This window comes from Aurantibacter aestuarii (assembly GCF_003008425.1).
Classification (GTDB): Bacteria; Bacteroidota; Bacteroidia; order Flavobacteriales; family Flavobacteriaceae; genus Aurantibacter; species Aurantibacter aestuarii.
In genome coordinates this window covers 676,657-690,873 of the sequence record NZ_PXOQ01000009.1, presented here as the reverse complement: position 1 = coordinate 690,873, position 14,217 = coordinate 676,657, and the positions used below count along the sequence as shown (strand labels likewise).

Here is a 14,217-nt window from a genome sequence, read left to right as displayed (position 1 = left end):
AAGCTAAATTTTATTTTCTAAAAAATGTTGCTTCAAATGTACTGCTATTTCCTACATTATCTGTAACGATTAATTTTAATTTATTTTCAGTGTCTGTAACTTTATTATCATCAAAAAAATGAACTAATTTTTTGGTTTTATAGTCATACTCCATTAAAATAAACTTACCATTTACGGTCGCTCTATAATTGCCAACGCCAGTGGTAGCATCATTTATTTTTAATTCTAGCGTTTTATGGTTGCTTATCCATTTTCCATCACTAAAATTTAAAGGTGTTATACTTGGTTTATCCTTATCAAAAGCAACAGTATAACTTCCTAAAGTTTTTGTTTTAGTATAAATAATATCGCCAATACGTTTGGTTGAGGAATAACTTGGAAATTTATTCCAGCCTACAAGTTCTGCAATATATAAACCATCGACATCTTTATCTTTATAGTTTGAAATATCAAAAGAAACAGTAATGTAATTAGTTAACGCTTTGTTTTTTGGTGTTATAGAAACCGTATCACCACTAACTTTAAAATCTAGAGTTACGTCTTTGTAAAATGTATATTTTGGAATAGTTACCGAGATGTGGTTAGCTTTTAACTCTGTAATTTCATCACGCTTAATAAACTTGTTTGTTTTTGATATTTCTTCTTTTATAATATTAGTTGATTTCTCGGGTGTAATATTCAAGCTTATTTCAGAACTATTACCATCATAATCGCTTACGTTCACCTTATAAATATGAGCATTATTTTCGGTTACATTAATAATACCATCTTTTAGGGTAGACTTGTAGAGGCTTAAGGGATTATTTAAATCTTTATATAGTTTTTGAATGCGCTTCTTTTTATCATAGTAATGCTCAAAGTCTATATATTGATTAATATGTTTTGATTCGTCAAAAGAAAAGCGTTCAAAATTTATTTTATAATTAGGGACTCCATTATAAGTGGTTTCAATTTTAAAAACACCATTATTATTATAAGCTAAATCGTGTTGGTCTGTACTTTCTATACCAAAACCTATTTGTCCGTATGCGGTTATATTTGCAGCTTTATAGCTTCCTGTTTTAAGTTTCGTAAGTCTTATTTTTTGCTTAGAATTAAAACCGTTTACATGAGAAGTGTCATTTAAGGGATAGGCGTAAAACCCATCAATTTCCGGAGATTTACTGTCTTTTACTGTTAAACCAAACAGCATTGGATTTATTATGCGCTCTTCGTTATCTCTAATTTCAAAATGCAAATGTGGACCACCAGAACCACCTGTGTTTCCAGATAATGCAATTAAGTCTCCTTGTTTTAAAACAAGTTCTGTTGGTGTAGGAAATAATTCAATCTCATAAGTTTCCTTTTCGTATTGTTTATTTTTAATGTAAGTTTCAATTTCACCAGAAAAATCTTTTAAATGACCATAAACGGTTGTGTAGCCATTAGGATGCGTAATGTAAATAGCTTTTCCGTAACCATAATGAGATAATTTAATGCGGCTTACATAACCATCTGCACTAGAATAGATGTTTAAACCCTCACGACCTTGTGTTTTAATATCCAAACCAGAGTGAAAATGATTGGAGCGTAATTCTCCAAATGAACCAGAAAGTACAATATCTATGTCAAGCGGGTTTTTAAAATAGTCTTTAGGATATATATCTTGTGCGTTTAAGCTGATAAAAAAAAGACAAAAAAATAGGGGCATATATCTCATAAAAATCAAATCATTAAATATTTGGGAATAGAATGAACACTCAATTTATTTACAATAGATATACCAAAGTATTGAAAACAAAGCAATTTCAAAAATTAAATAAAATATATAATAAAACAATTGTTAATTTAACTTAGTTCTTATAACTTTGTGTGATAAGTATAGTTGTAAATGGGACAGATTGAAGACCAATTGAATCTTCTTGAAAATAAAATGCTTAAGCTTTTTAAAAAGCATAGCATTTTAAAACAAGAAAATCAATTGCTAAAGCAAAATTTGCAAGAATTTCAGTCTAATTTAACCCACACGCAAGATGAAGTTTTACACTGGAAACAACAGTTTGAAACTTTAAAAGTTGCAAATGCTATGCTTGGCAGTGACGATAATAAAAGAGAAACAAAACTCAAAATAAACGCTTTAATTCGGGAAATAGATTATTGTATTAGTCAACTTTCAGAATAAATAAAAGCATAATTATGGCAGAATCGTTAAAAATAAAATTATCTATCGCAAATAGAGTTTATCCTTTAACGATACATCCAAATCAAGAAGAAGGCTTGCGTAAAGCTGCCAAACAAATTGATGCCATGATTACACAGTTTGAGAAAAGTTATTCAGTCCAGGATAAACAAGATGTATTAGCCATGTGCGCCTTACAATTTGCCAACCAGGTTGAACAACATAGCATAAATAAAGTAAATGTAAATGTTGAAGTAATTGACAAACTTCAAGCTTTAAATGAAAGTTTAGACAAGCATTTAGATTTATAACGTTCATTACATAATAAGGTTACTGCCTACATTAATTATTTTTTTTGATAAACTCAACGTTAATGCTCTTAAAAAGGGTGAGTTTTAATTGTAAAAGCAAGCTGTTAGTGCCAGTTTATTCTGGTATTTAGGACAGATCCTTGATCAATTAGTTAGCCCTAAACTTGTTTTAAGGAGTTTATACAAAACATAAAATTAGTGTAGGCTTTTTTTATATATAAATTTTAATCATGGATAACACAATTTTATTTTCAATTATTGGCGTCTTTTTAGGCGTTATTATTGGTTTCATTATAGCAAAAGTACTTGAGAAAAATAATGCTTCGAAGCTTATTAAAAATGCTAAAAAATCTGCAAGTGCTATTTTAAAAGAAGCAAAATCTGAAGGAGAGTCAATAAAAAAAGACAAAATTCTTCAAGCAAAAGAGAAATTTATAGAGTTAAAGTCTGAGCATGAAAAAGTTATTTCTGCTAAAGACAAAAAAATGGCAGAATCTGAAAAGAGAACCAGAGATAAAGAATCTCAGGTTTCAAGTGAGCTGTCAAGAAATGCAAAATTAAATAGTGATTTAGAAGCTAAATTACAATCATACGAAGATAAATTAGCTCATTTAGAGCGTAAACAGGAAGAAGTAGATCGCTTGCATAAGAGCCAAGTAGAGCAATTAGAGGTTATTTCATCCTTATCTGCAGAAGAAGCCAAAGCTCAATTGGTAGAGTCACTTCGTAATGAAGCTAAGAGTGATGCTATGGCATATGTACGTGATAAAGCAGAAGAAGCTAAATTAACGGCGCAACAAGATGCTAAGAAAATAATTATAAACACCATTCAACGTATTGGTACAGAAGAAGCAGTAGACAATTGTGTTTCAGTATTTAATATTGAAAGTGATGATGTTAAAGGACGAATTATTGGTCGTGAAGGACGAAATATACGTGCTTTAGAAGCTGCGACAGGTGTGGAGATTATTGTTGATGATACACCAGAAGCTATTATTCTATCGTGTTTTGACTCGGTAAGACGTGAAGTAGCTCGTTTGTCCTTACATAAATTAGTTACCGACGGAAGAATTCACCCTGCACGTATTGAGGAAATAGTAAATAAAACTCAAAAGCAAATAGAACAAGAGATTATTGAGGTTGGTAAACGTACTGTTATAGATTTAGGAATTCATGGATTACATCCTGAATTAATAAAAATGGTTGGTCGTATGAAGTATCGTTCTTCTTATGGTCAAAATCTATTACAACACTCTAGAGAAGTTGCTAAATTATGTGGTGTAATGGCTGCAGAGTTAGGTTTAAACCCAAAATTAGCTAAGAGAGCTGGTTTACTGCACGATATTGGTAAAGTACCAGATGCTGAGGCGGATATGGAAACTCCTCACGCTATTTTAGGTATGCAGTGGGCAGAGAAATTTGGAGAAAAAGAAGAAGTTTGTAATGCTATTGGTGCTCACCACGATGAAATTGAAATGACATCATTACTATCTCCAGTTATTCAAGTGTGTGATGCTATATCTGGAGCAAGACCAGGAGCAAGACGTCAGGTTTTAGACTCTTACATACAACGTTTAAAAGATTTGGAAGCAATCGCATTTGGATTTAATGGTGTTAAAAAAGCATATGCTATTCAGGCAGGTCGTGAATTACGAGTTATAGTAGAAAGCGAAAAGGTAACCGACCAAAATGCATCGGATTTATCTTTCGAAATTTCTCAAAAAATTCAAACAGATATGACTTATCCAGGACAAGTTAAAGTAACTGTAATACGAGAAACCAGAGCTGTTAATATTGCTAAATAATCAGTAAGCAGTCTCCAGTAAGCTGTCTTTAGTAGGCAGTTTGCAGTCAATAAATTTATAGTAAAAACCTCAAATTGAAATTCAATTTGAGGTTTTTTAGTTTTACTAGTTACTATCTACGCGGATGGAAACTATTTATAGCTTCGTGTAAATGTGTTCGGTCCATGTGCATGTATATTTCTGTTGTTGTAATACTTTCATGTCCCAGCATTTGTTGTATAGCTCTTAAATCGGCGCCATTTTCTAGAAGGTGTGTGGCAAATGAGTGTCTAAAAGTATGTGGAGAAATGGTTTTATCTAAGCTTATTTTTGTAGCCAATTGTTTAATAATGGTAAAAATCATAGCTCGGGTTAGTTTCTTACCTCTTCTATTAAGAAATAATACATCAGTATAGTCTTCATGAATTTTTAAATGGTTTCTGGTGTAGGTTTTATAAAACTCTATATATTTTATAGTATGGTCAATAATAGGTACAAAACGTTGTTTATCACCCTTACCTGTAACTCTTATAAAGCCCTCTTTAAAAAATAAATCCGAAAGTTTTAAATTAATTAATTCGCTTACACGTAAGCCACATCCATATAAAGTTTCTAAAATGGCTCGGTTTCGTTCACCTTCTTGTTTACTTAAATCTATAGCTTCAATAAGTTGATTAATCTCAACTTCAGATAAGGTGTCAGGTAATTTCCTTCCAACTTTAGGAGATTCTAAAGTTTCAATAGGATTGTCTGCTCTGTAGTCTTCAAACACTAAAAAATTAAAAAACCCTTTTAAACCAGAAATTACTCTAGACTGACTTCTTGCATTTAATTCTTTAGAAATACTATAAATAAATTGAGTTAATTCGTCTTTTGTAATATATAAAGGACTTGTTGTAATATGGTTAGTTTCTAAGTATAGAATTAGTTTCTTTAGGTCTAATTGATAACTGTCTATGGTATTTTGTGATAATCCACGCTCAATTTTTAGGTATGATAAATAATCTTTAAGTAAGTTAGTCCATGTCATAGCTGGTAAATTTAAACAATTTCAATTTTATTAAAACGTTAATAATTTGATATTAATTACATTTAAGTTGCTTAAAAACAGAACATTATGTAGTTTATTTTAATATTTTGATGTTTTTTTGATAAAAAATAGGATTTTGAAAAGAAATAATTTTTATGTTTGCATTATAAATCAACAATTAAAATTTAAAACAAATGAAAAAATTATTATTAAGTGCAGCTGTGGCTTTAATGGCAATTACAGCAAACGCTCAAGACTCAGGAATGACTTTCGGTGCTAAAGCTGGATTAAATGTTGCTACTATTGGTGGAGATGTTGAAGATGCTTCTTCTAGAATTTCTTTCCATGTTGGTGGTTATGCTGAATTTATGGTTTCTGATAAATTTTCAGTTCAACCAGAGTTAGTATATTCTTCTCAAGGAACTCAAGAAGAATACAAAGAGTCTTTTGAGTCTAATGGAGTAGTATTTGATGGTGAGTACGAAGATAAATTAAAATTAGATTACATTAACTTACCAGTTATGGCTAAGTTTTATGTTACTGAAGGATTTAGTTTAGAGGCTGGACCACAAGTAGGTTTTTTAATTGGAGCTAATGTTGAAAGTGAAGGAACTGAAAGTGTTACTTTTGGAGGAAGTACTGAAACTGAATCTTTTTCTGAAGAGGTAGATGTGAAAGATTCTTTTAAAGGAATTGATTTTGCTGTTGGTGTTGGTGCTGGTTACAAATTAGACGGTGGATTAAACTTTGCGGTACGTTACAACTTAGGTTTATCTAATATCTATGAAGATTCAGGTGATTTCAAAGCTCAAAACAATGTATTCCAATTTTCAGTAGGATACTCTTTCTAATTAGAAAATTAAAATATAAAGAACCCGAAACGAAAGTTTCGGGTTTTTTTATGAGCTAACCTTTTAATCATTATTTTCGCAAAAAATATATAATTATAAAAAAATGAAAAAAATAATATTAAACCTATCCTTATTATTTAGTTTACTAATTGTAAATGCTCAAGATGATGTTTCAAACTCAACGACAAATGTTAGTTTTGGAATTAAAGCAGGCTTAAATTTAGCAGATTTATCTGGTGAAGATATAGCTGAAAGTTCTTCAAAATTAGGGTTTCACATTGGTGGTGTTGCAGAGATAATGATATCAGATAAATTTTCAATTCAACCAGAATTGATTTTTTCTCAACAAGGAACAGAATCTACTGAAAAAGAATCTGGAACTTTTGAAGGAGGATCATTTTCTATAGAAGAAGAGACAATATTAAAATTAAACTATTTGAATTTACCTGTTCTAGCTAAGTTTTATGTTGTAGATGGTTTTAGTTTAGAAGCAGGGCCTCAAGTAGGCTTTTTATTATCAGCAGATTTGGAATATGATTATCGAGAAACTGTAACTTTTGACGGAGAGACTATTACAGATACGGAATCAGCAAAAGCAACTGTAAAGAATGAATTTAAAGGGATTGATTTTGGATTGGGCTTTGGCGCTAATTTCAAATTAAATATGGGTTTAAACTTTGGTTTACGCTATAATTTAGGTTTAACTTCTATTGCAGAAGATGATGAGGACGGAGAAGCGTTTGACGTAAAAAATAATGTTTTACAATTTTCAGTAGGATACTCTTTCTAATTAGAAAAGTTCAATAGATATTTAAAAACCCGAAACTTTTGTTTCGGGTTTTTTTATGACCTAACCTTTTAATTATTATTTTCGCACCAAAATTAAGAAATCAACTATTTTAAAATTTAAAACAAATGAAAAAAATAACTTTTCTAGTTGTATTGATGTGTTTTCCATATCTTATTAATGCTCAAAAGGAGACTTCAGCTCCTTTATCAGTACTTGGAGGTCTTAAAGGTGGATTAAATGTTGCTACTATCGCAGGAGAAGGTGATTCTGATGTTACTTCAAGAATATCATTTCATCTTGGTTTTTTTGCGGAATTTCCTGTGTCATCAAAATTTTCTTTTCAACCGGAACTATTATTTTCTTCACAAGGTGCAAGAGAAAATACATTTATACAGACCAATATTAACGGATTCCCAACATTTGCCAAGTCTGACATTATTTTAAGATTAAATTATATTAACGTTCCTGTACTAGCAAAATACTATTTAGCTGATAGATTTAGTATAGAAGTTGGTCCTCAGGTTGGGTTTTTAATTACTGCTAGAGCAGAGTTTGAAAATGAAGATGAACAATTTACTATTAAAGGGGAGGATAGTGTAATTGACAATTTTAAAACCATAGATTTTGGAGCTGTATTTGGTCTTGGATTTAAAGTAACTGAAAAAGTGAATTTTTCAATCCGATATAATTTAGGATTATCCAATATTTATAAAGGAGAAGAATTAAATGAAGATGCAAGTGAAATAGAATTTAGAAATAGAGTATTTCAATTCTCTCTAGGGTTTAATTTTTAATACAATTTAAAAACCCGAAACATTCGTTTCGGGTTTTTTTATGTTTAAAGTTTTGTACTTTTACTTCAAGCTAATACACATGAAAAAAATTATTATAATAAACGGACCTAATATTAATTTATTAGGCAAGCGTGAGCCAGAAATATATGGTCATGACACTTTTGAAGAGGTATTTCAGAAATTAAAAGGGGAGTTTACTAATATTGAGTTAGAACATTTTCAATCTAACATTGAAGGAGAATTAATAGATAAAATACAAAATGTTGGTTTCTCCTACGATGGTATTATTCTTAATGCTGCTGCCTATACGCACACATCAATTGGAATTGGAGATGCCATAAAGGCAATTAGTACACCTGTTGTAGAAGTACATATATCTAACACGTTTTCCAGAGAAGCATTTAGACATCAATCCTACATTTCTCCAAATGCTAAAGGAGTTATTTTGGGTTTTGGTTTACAAAGTTATGAATTGGCTTTACATAGTTTTATTACATCTTAAAGCTTAAAAAAAAAGTAATTTTTAAATAATTTATATAAAAAATGCGGTTTAGTTATCTAAACCGCATTTTTTATAAAATTATTGATTAATTCTACAAATGAATCACTTCATCATAAGCATCTGCTACAGCTTCCATAACCGCTTCACTCATAGTTGGATGCGGATGTACAGCTTTAAGTACTTCATGACCTGTAGTTTCAAGTTTACGACCTAAAACAGCTTCAGCAATCATATCTGTCACGCCAGCACCAATCATGTGGCAACCTAACCATTCACCATATTTGGCATCAAAAATAACTTTTACAAAACCATCTTTGGTACCTGCAGCACTTGCTTTACCAGATGCTGAAAATGGAAATTTACCAACTTTAATCTCGTAACCTTTATCTTTTGCTTGTTGCTCTGTTAAACCAACACTTGCAATTTCTGGAGAAGCATAAGTACAACCAGGAATGTTTCCATAGTCTAAAGCTTCAACGTTATGTCCAGCAATTTTTTCAACACATAAAATACCTTCAGCAGAAGCTACATGAGCCAAAGCTTGTCCAGGAGTAACATCTCCAATAGCATAATAACCAGGAATGTTAGTTTGATAATAGTTGTTTACTAGAATTTTGTCTCTGTCCACTGCAATACCAACATCTTCTAAACCAATACCTTCAATATTTGTTTTAATACCAACAGCACTTAAAACCAAATCAGCTTCTAAAACTTCTTCACCTTTTTTAGTTTTAACCGTCGCTTTAACTCCAGAACCAGAAGTGTCCACTTTAGTTACTTCGGCAGAAGTCATCACGTTTATACCACTTTTCTTAAACGATTTTTCCATTTGTTTAGAAACGTCAACATCTTCAACAGGAACAATACGATCTAAATATTCCACTACAGTCACTTCAGTTCCCATAGCATTGTAGAAATAAGCAAACTCTACTCCAATAGCACCAGAGCCAACCACAATCATTTTCTTAGGTTGTTTCTTTAAAGTCATAGCTTGTCTGTAACCAATTACTTTTTCGCCATCTTGAGGTAAACTAGGTAACTCTCTAGAACGCGCACCAGTAGCAATAATGATATGGTCTGCACTATATTCTTTACCATCAACGTCTACTTTTTTTCCAGGCTTAACCTTTCCAAAACCATTAATAACGTCAATTTTATTTTTTTTCATTAAAAACTGAACACCTTTACTCATGCCTTCAGCTACGTTACGACTTCTGTTTACAACAGCGTCAAAATTTTTGTCATATTCCTTAACCACTAATCCATAATCGTTAGCATGTTTTAAATATTCAAAAACCTGAGCCGATTTTAATAAGGCTTTTGTAGGAATACAACCCCAATTTAAACAAACACCACCAAGACTTTCTTTTTCTATAACAGCGGTTTTTAATCCTAATTGCGAAGCACGAATAGCAGTAACATAACCACCAGGACCACTTCCAAGAACTATAACATCGTATTTACTCATTATATATGTATTTCGTATTTAACAAGCTACGAATTTACGAAAGAATGCTTAAAATATAGAGTGGAAATACTGTTTTTTTATGGCGTGCCCTAAAGGTCGTGCTTTCCGCAGTCGCTTTTTGCTGTGGCTTAGGCGCCATCACAGCAAAAGAGCTCCAACAATGCGTCATCACTCACGCAGTTATCAGTTGTCAGTAATCAGTTATCGGTTAACAGTAGTTAATATTTACAAGGTATTATTTTTTAGCCAACAACCAACAACCAACAACCAATAGCTAAGAGCTAAAAGTCAACAACAAACAACTAAATATTACTTTTTAAATTCAATACTGGCCGAGTTTACACAAAAACGTGTGCCTGTTTCGGTAGGTCCGTCATTAAACACATGACCTAAATGTCCGCCACAATTGGCGCATACAATTTCTGTTCGAATCATTCCATGAGATTTATCTAAAATATGCTCGACTTTACCCTTTATAGCTTCGTCAAAACTAGGCCATCCACAAGACGACTCAAACTTGCTTGAGCTCTCAAAAAGAGCTTCGTTACAACCCGCACATTTGTAAGTTCCATCCTCAAAATGCAAATTATATTTTCCAGTATGTGGCATCTCTGTACCTTGTTGTCTTAAAACGCGGTACTGCTCATTGCTTAATTGCTCACGCCACTCTGCATCTGTTTTTTTTATATTATAATCTTTCATGGTTTTATTTTTCTGGAACAAAATCTAAAGCAACACCATTTATACAATGTCTTTTACCTGTAGTTTTGGTAGGACCGTCATCAAACACGTGGCCTAAATGCCCACCACAAGTAGCACAATGTTCTTCAACTCTAGTATATCCAATTTTTTTATCGGTAGAGTAAGCTACATTTCCTTCAATCGCTCTGTCAAAACTTGGCCATCCTGTTCCAGAATCAAATTTATGTTCGCTTTTAAATAAAGGAGTTTTGCAGGCAGCACAGACAAATGTACCTTTTCGTTTTTCTTCATTTAAAGGACTAGAAAAAGGACGCTCTGTACCAGCTTGTCTTAAAACATTATACTCTTCAGGACTTAACTCAGCTTTCCACTCTTCACTGGTTTTAGTAACTTCAAATGTAGTTGAGTTTTCATTTTTAGTTTGTTGTGCTTCACTTTTACAGCTAAAGGCAAATAGGAAAATAGTTATTAATAGAATAGGTTTCATAAAATTTTTATTTTAAAATTAATATAATAAATAGGTTGCCGTTATAAATTAAGACAATATTAACCTACAATAGTATAAGTCGTTAAATTAATGTAAACCTTAATTATAGACTAGACTTTATTTTCTACATTTATAAAAAATTAAATATTATGAAATTAAATAAACTAACCTTAACACTTGTAATGCTAGCTGTTTTTTTCAGTTGTTCAGAAAACCCTTTTACTGGAAAGAAAACTTTAGCATTAGTACCAAATTCACAACTTTTTCCAACATCATTCGCTCAGTACAACCAGTTTCTTGGAGAAAATAGAGTTGTTAATAATACTACCGAAGCAGAAATGATTACTCGAGTAGGGCAACGTATTGCTATTGCTGCAGAACGATGGTTAACTGCAAATGGTCAACCCGGATATTTAAATGATTATAAGTGGGAATACAATTTAGTACAAGATGATGCTGTTAATGCATGGTGTATGCCAGGTGGAAAAATAGTGTTTTACACGGGGATTTTACCAGTTGCTCAAAATGAAACAGCAATTGCTGCAATTATGGGGCATGAGGTTGCTCACGCTTTAGCAAATCATGGTCAGCAACGTATGAGTGCTGGAATGGTGCAACAATTGGGAGCAGTAGCAGGAAATGTACTAATACAAGACGAGCAAAAAGCTGCATTATTTAATCAAGCTTATGGTGTTGGTTCTCAAGTTGGCGTCATGTTACCTTTTAGTAGAAGTCATGAAACAGAAGCTGACCGTATTGGGTTATATTTAATGGCTATTGCAGGATACAATCCAGATGAAGCAGCTCAACTTTGGGTAAGAATGGGACAAGCTAGCGGAGGACAAGCCCCACCAGAGTTTTTAAGTACACACCCATCTAATCAAACAAGAATAAATAATTTAAAACAATTAGCTCCAAATGCAAAAGCTGAAGCTAAAAAATTTGGTGTGACTCAATTTAGACCAATTGGAAAATATTAATACAGATATAAAATAAATTAGTTATTTTCGAAGCTGAACTAATTAATGTGCAGCTTTTTTTATGCAAACACTTCAAAAAGGAGATAAGAAATTATTAAATGCTTGGGCATTTTACGATTGGGCTAATTCAGTGTATACTTTAACTATAGCTTCTTCTATATTCCCCATATTTTATTCGGCCTTATTTTTAGATCGTATTAAAGTTGTTTCTGTTTTTGGATTTGAATTTAAAAACACAGCACTCATCACCTTTGTGACAGCATTTACCTTTTTAGTGGTTGCAATAACATCTCCAATATTATCCGGAATAGCCGACTATGTTGGTAACAAAAAAAATTTTATGAAATTCTTTTGTTATGTAGGAGGTTTGGGATGTATAGGGTTGTATTTTTTTGGTATAGAATCTCATGAAATTTACTATAGCCTATTATTCTATTTTATGGGGCTTATAGGCTATTGGGGAAGTTTGGTGTTTTATAATTCTTATTTACCAGACATAGCGTTTCCAGAACAGCAGGATCGTATTAGTGCAAAAGGTTTTAGTTTAGGCTACATTGGTAGTGTTTTACTTCTTATTATAAACCTAATTATGGTAATGACTGCACCGGATGGAGAAAAAATAAGCATGATGAAATATTCTTTTGTTATGGTTGGAATCTGGTGGATTGGGTTTAGTCAGTATTCATTCAAAATTTTACCTAAAGGCACTTCAAAAGGAAAAAAAATAACTAAACAGGTTTTGTTTAATGGTTTTAATGAATTAAAACTCGTGTGGAAAGAGCTTCAGCAAAATTTAAAACTAAAACGCTACTTGTCTGCGTTTTTTGTGTTTAGTATGGCGGTTCAAACGATTATGTTGGTAGCTGTTTATTTTGGAGAAGAAGAAATTGCTTGGGGAACAGATGAGGCTAAAACGACTGGATTAATCGGGAGCATTCTAATCATTCAACTTATCGCGATTGTAGGAGCGGTATTAACTTCAAGAGCATCTAGTAAGTTTGGAAATATAAAAACACTAATTGCTGTTAATGCCATTTGGATGTGTTTATGTGTATATGCTTACTTCATGATTACGCCTCTCCAATTCTACATTGCAGCAGGACTTGTAGGACTTGTTATGGGTGGTATTCAATCTTTAGCACGTTCTACCTATTCTAAATTTTTACCAGAAACAAAAGATACAACGTCTTATTTTAGCTTTTACGATGTTGCAGAGAAAATAGGGATAGTTATAGGAATGCTTATATATGGAACTATAGACCAAATTACAGGAAGTATGCGAAATGCCATACTGTTTTTAGTTGTTTTTTTTATAGTTGGTATTATTATGTTGTTTAGAGTGCCAAAAAATTAGTATGTTTGTTAAAATAAACCATTTTAGAAATGAAGAAATACTGTTTTTACCTATTTACTATCCTTACGGTTTTTGCATTTAACTCTTGTGACAATGAGCCATTAGAGGGATTTGACTTATCTAACCCAAATTCTCAAAACAATGGAAATATAAATAATACTCAAACTGGAATTTTCCAAGTAGATTTTGATTCTCAAACTTTTGTAGCAGACCAAATTTCCGCTACAAGAACTGATGAAGTAATAAATATTTCAGGTTTAAGAGGTGCAAACGGTGAACTAGTAACTTTAACCATACAGGGTACTACCACTGGTACATATGACTTAGGAGTTCAAAATGGCTTAACTTTAAGTGGTGGTTCTTATGTAGAACCAAATAATCAAGGATTTGGCACTTGGGTTTCAGTAACAGATGGCGTCCAATCTCAAGGACAAGTTACAATCACATCTATTGATGAAGTAAATAATAAAATGTCAGGCTCATTTGAATTTACTGGAAATAATTATTCTACAGGTACTGCTCAAACAAAAGCCTTTACAAATGGTATATTTACAGATGTTTTATTTCAGGATGGTGTAGGAAGTTCTAATAATTCAAATACATTTTTTGCAAAATTAGATGGTGTAGAATTTGTAGAAGATGCTGCAAATGCTATTTTGTCTAATTTTTCAGGTCAACAAATACTTACTATTAATGGATTTAAGAATAATGGCGAATCGTTATCATTATCAATTGATGGTGATATTGCACCTGGTACATATTCTTTTGACGGTTTTGGTAATTTTACTAATACAGGTCAATACGTTGGAGATGATCCTTCCGAAGTTTATAATGCAAATGGAACATTTACAATAATTTCACACGATACAACTAACAACACAATTAGCGGAACTTTTTCATTTATAGCAGAAGAATTCCCTCAAGTTCCTGGATCGGTTAACATAGATGTTACCGAAGGTGCTTTTTCTGTTACTTATTAAAGCTTAAAAATAAAAGTTTAAAACCC

The 14,217-nt window shown here is 32.0% G+C and carries 15 protein-coding genes and 1 other RNA gene; 11 read left to right on the top strand and 5 right to left on the bottom strand.

Features of this window, described 5'->3' with window-relative positions:
* Nucleotides 1-10 precede the first annotated feature (10 nt).
* Nucleotides 11-1,690 (bottom strand): M23 family metallopeptidase, encoded by a 1,680-nt coding sequence (locus C7H52_RS09800; RefSeq protein WP_317045569.1) that lies wholly within the window; start codon nt 1,688-1,690, stop codon nt 11-13.
* Between the two features lie 180 nt (nt 1,691-1,870).
* Here C7H52_RS09800 and C7H52_RS09795 point away from each other — a divergent pair, with 180 nt between their 5' ends.
* The 4 genes from C7H52_RS09795 to rny all read left to right on the top strand — a co-directional run bounded on the left by C7H52_RS09795 (nt 1,871) and on the right by rny (nt 4,274).
* On the top strand, nt 1,871-2,161 hold the full coding sequence (locus C7H52_RS09795) for a hypothetical protein (protein ID WP_106463718.1): 291 nt from the start codon (nt 1,871-1,873) through the stop codon (nt 2,159-2,161).
* Between the two features lie 14 nt (nt 2,162-2,175).
* Complete coding sequence (locus tag C7H52_RS09790) at nt 2,176-2,469, top strand: cell division protein ZapA (protein ID WP_106463717.1); 294 nt, start codon at nt 2,176-2,178, stop codon at nt 2,467-2,469.
* A gap of 51 nt (nt 2,470-2,520) precedes the next feature.
* Nucleotides 2,521-2,649: non-coding RNA, 6S RNA (ssrS, locus tag C7H52_RS09785), on the top strand.
* A gap of 50 nt (nt 2,650-2,699) precedes the next feature.
* Nucleotides 2,700-4,274, top strand: a complete 1,575-nt coding sequence (rny, locus tag C7H52_RS09780; RefSeq protein ID WP_106463716.1) for a ribonuclease Y — start codon at nt 2,700-2,702, stop codon at nt 4,272-4,274.
* A gap of 112 nt (nt 4,275-4,386) precedes the next feature.
* Here rny and xerD read toward each other — a convergent pair whose 3' ends face one another.
* Nucleotides 4,387-5,283 (bottom strand): site-specific tyrosine recombinase XerD, encoded by an 897-nt coding sequence (gene xerD, locus C7H52_RS09775; protein ID WP_106463715.1) that lies wholly within the window; start codon nt 5,281-5,283, stop codon nt 4,387-4,389.
* A 194-nt stretch (nt 5,284-5,477) separates the two neighbouring features.
* Here xerD and C7H52_RS09770 point away from each other — a divergent pair, with 194 nt between their 5' ends.
* From C7H52_RS09770 to aroQ, 4 genes are all read left to right on the top strand, one after another.
* On the top strand, nt 5,478-6,134 hold the full coding sequence (locus C7H52_RS09770) for a porin family protein (protein ID WP_106463714.1): 657 nt from the start codon (nt 5,478-5,480) through the stop codon (nt 6,132-6,134).
* A 103-nt stretch (nt 6,135-6,237) separates the two neighbouring features.
* Nucleotides 6,238-6,924 (top strand): porin family protein, encoded by a 687-nt coding sequence (locus tag C7H52_RS09765; protein WP_106463713.1) that lies wholly within the window; start codon nt 6,238-6,240, stop codon nt 6,922-6,924.
* A gap of 125 nt (nt 6,925-7,049) precedes the next feature.
* Entirely contained in the window at nt 7,050-7,718 is a 669-nt protein-coding gene (locus C7H52_RS09760) for a porin family protein (RefSeq protein WP_106463712.1), read from the top strand.
* Between the two features lie 79 nt (nt 7,719-7,797).
* Entirely contained in the window at nt 7,798-8,220 is a 423-nt protein-coding gene (gene aroQ / locus C7H52_RS09755; RefSeq protein ID WP_106463711.1) for a type II 3-dehydroquinate dehydratase, read from the top strand.
* A 91-nt stretch (nt 8,221-8,311) separates the two neighbouring features.
* Here the strand turns inward: aroQ and lpdA are convergent, their stop codons facing one another.
* The 3 genes from lpdA to msrB (C7H52_RS09740) all read right to left on the bottom strand — a co-directional run bounded on the left by lpdA (nt 8,312) and on the right by msrB (C7H52_RS09740) (nt 10,877).
* Complete coding sequence (gene lpdA / locus C7H52_RS09750) at nt 8,312-9,688, bottom strand: dihydrolipoyl dehydrogenase (protein WP_106463710.1); 1,377 nt, start codon at nt 9,686-9,688, stop codon at nt 8,312-8,314.
* Nucleotides 9,689-9,997: 309 nt separating this feature from the next.
* Nucleotides 9,998-10,390, bottom strand: coding sequence for a peptide-methionine (R)-S-oxide reductase MsrB (gene msrB, locus C7H52_RS09745; RefSeq protein ID WP_106463709.1), 393 nt, complete (start codon nt 10,388-10,390; stop codon nt 9,998-10,000).
* A 4-nt stretch (nt 10,391-10,394) separates the two neighbouring features.
* The gene (gene msrB, locus C7H52_RS09740) at nt 10,395-10,877 is read right to left on the bottom strand and encodes a peptide-methionine (R)-S-oxide reductase MsrB (RefSeq protein ID WP_106463708.1); all 483 of its coding nucleotides are present in this window, start codon (nt 10,875-10,877) and stop codon (nt 10,395-10,397) included.
* Between the two features lie 149 nt (nt 10,878-11,026).
* Here msrB (C7H52_RS09740) and C7H52_RS09735 point away from each other — a divergent pair, with 149 nt between their 5' ends.
* From C7H52_RS09735 to C7H52_RS09725, 3 genes are all read left to right on the top strand, one after another.
* On the top strand, nt 11,027-11,857 hold the full coding sequence (locus C7H52_RS09735; RefSeq protein WP_106463707.1) for a M48 family metallopeptidase: 831 nt from the start codon (nt 11,027-11,029) through the stop codon (nt 11,855-11,857).
* Between the two features lie 61 nt (nt 11,858-11,918).
* Nucleotides 11,919-13,211, top strand: a complete 1,293-nt coding sequence (locus C7H52_RS09730; protein WP_106463706.1) for an MFS transporter — start codon at nt 11,919-11,921, stop codon at nt 13,209-13,211.
* Between the two features lie 29 nt (nt 13,212-13,240).
* Nucleotides 13,241-14,191, top strand: coding sequence for a DUF6252 family protein (locus C7H52_RS09725; protein ID WP_106463705.1), 951 nt, complete (start codon nt 13,241-13,243; stop codon nt 14,189-14,191).
* The last annotated feature ends 26 nt before the right edge of the window (nt 14,192-14,217 follow it).

Bases quoted from the DNA above. Each gene is read 5' to 3' on its own strand.
- aroQ (WP_106463711.1), top strand. From the start codon at position 7,798: ATGAAAAAAATTATTATAATAAACGGACCTAATATTAATTTATTAGGC.
- C7H52_RS09790 (WP_106463717.1), top strand. From the start codon at position 2,176: ATGGCAGAATCGTTAAAAATAAAATTATCTATCGCAAATAGAGTTTAT.
- rny (WP_106463716.1), top strand. From the start codon at position 2,700: ATGGATAACACAATTTTATTTTCAATTATTGGCGTCTTTTTAGGCGTT.
- C7H52_RS09760 (WP_106463712.1), top strand. From the start codon at position 7,050: ATGAAAAAAATAACTTTTCTAGTTGTATTGATGTGTTTTCCATATCTT.
- C7H52_RS09800 (WP_317045569.1), bottom strand. From the start codon at position 1,690: ATGCCCCTATTTTTTTGTCTTTTTTTTATCAGCTTAAACGCACAAGAT.
- msrB (WP_106463709.1), bottom strand. From the start codon at position 10,390: ATGAAAGATTATAATATAAAAAAAACAGATGCAGAGTGGCGTGAGCAA.
- C7H52_RS09770 (WP_106463714.1), top strand. From the start codon at position 5,478: ATGAAAAAATTATTATTAAGTGCAGCTGTGGCTTTAATGGCAATTACA.
- xerD (WP_106463715.1), bottom strand. From the start codon at position 5,283: ATGACATGGACTAACTTACTTAAAGATTATTTATCATACCTAAAAATT.
- C7H52_RS09735 (WP_106463707.1), top strand. From the start codon at position 11,027: ATGAAATTAAATAAACTAACCTTAACACTTGTAATGCTAGCTGTTTTT.
- msrB (WP_106463708.1), bottom strand. From the start codon at position 10,877: ATGAAACCTATTCTATTAATAACTATTTTCCTATTTGCCTTTAGCTGT.
- lpdA (WP_106463710.1), bottom strand. From the start codon at position 9,688: ATGAGTAAATACGATGTTATAGTTCTTGGAAGTGGTCCTGGTGGTTAT.
- C7H52_RS09765 (WP_106463713.1), top strand. From the start codon at position 6,238: ATGAAAAAAATAATATTAAACCTATCCTTATTATTTAGTTTACTAATT.
- C7H52_RS09725 (WP_106463705.1), top strand. From the start codon at position 13,241: ATGAAGAAATACTGTTTTTACCTATTTACTATCCTTACGGTTTTTGCA.
- C7H52_RS09795 (WP_106463718.1), top strand. From the start codon at position 1,871: ATGGGACAGATTGAAGACCAATTGAATCTTCTTGAAAATAAAATGCTT.
- C7H52_RS09730 (WP_106463706.1), top strand. From the start codon at position 11,919: ATGCAAACACTTCAAAAAGGAGATAAGAAATTATTAAATGCTTGGGCA.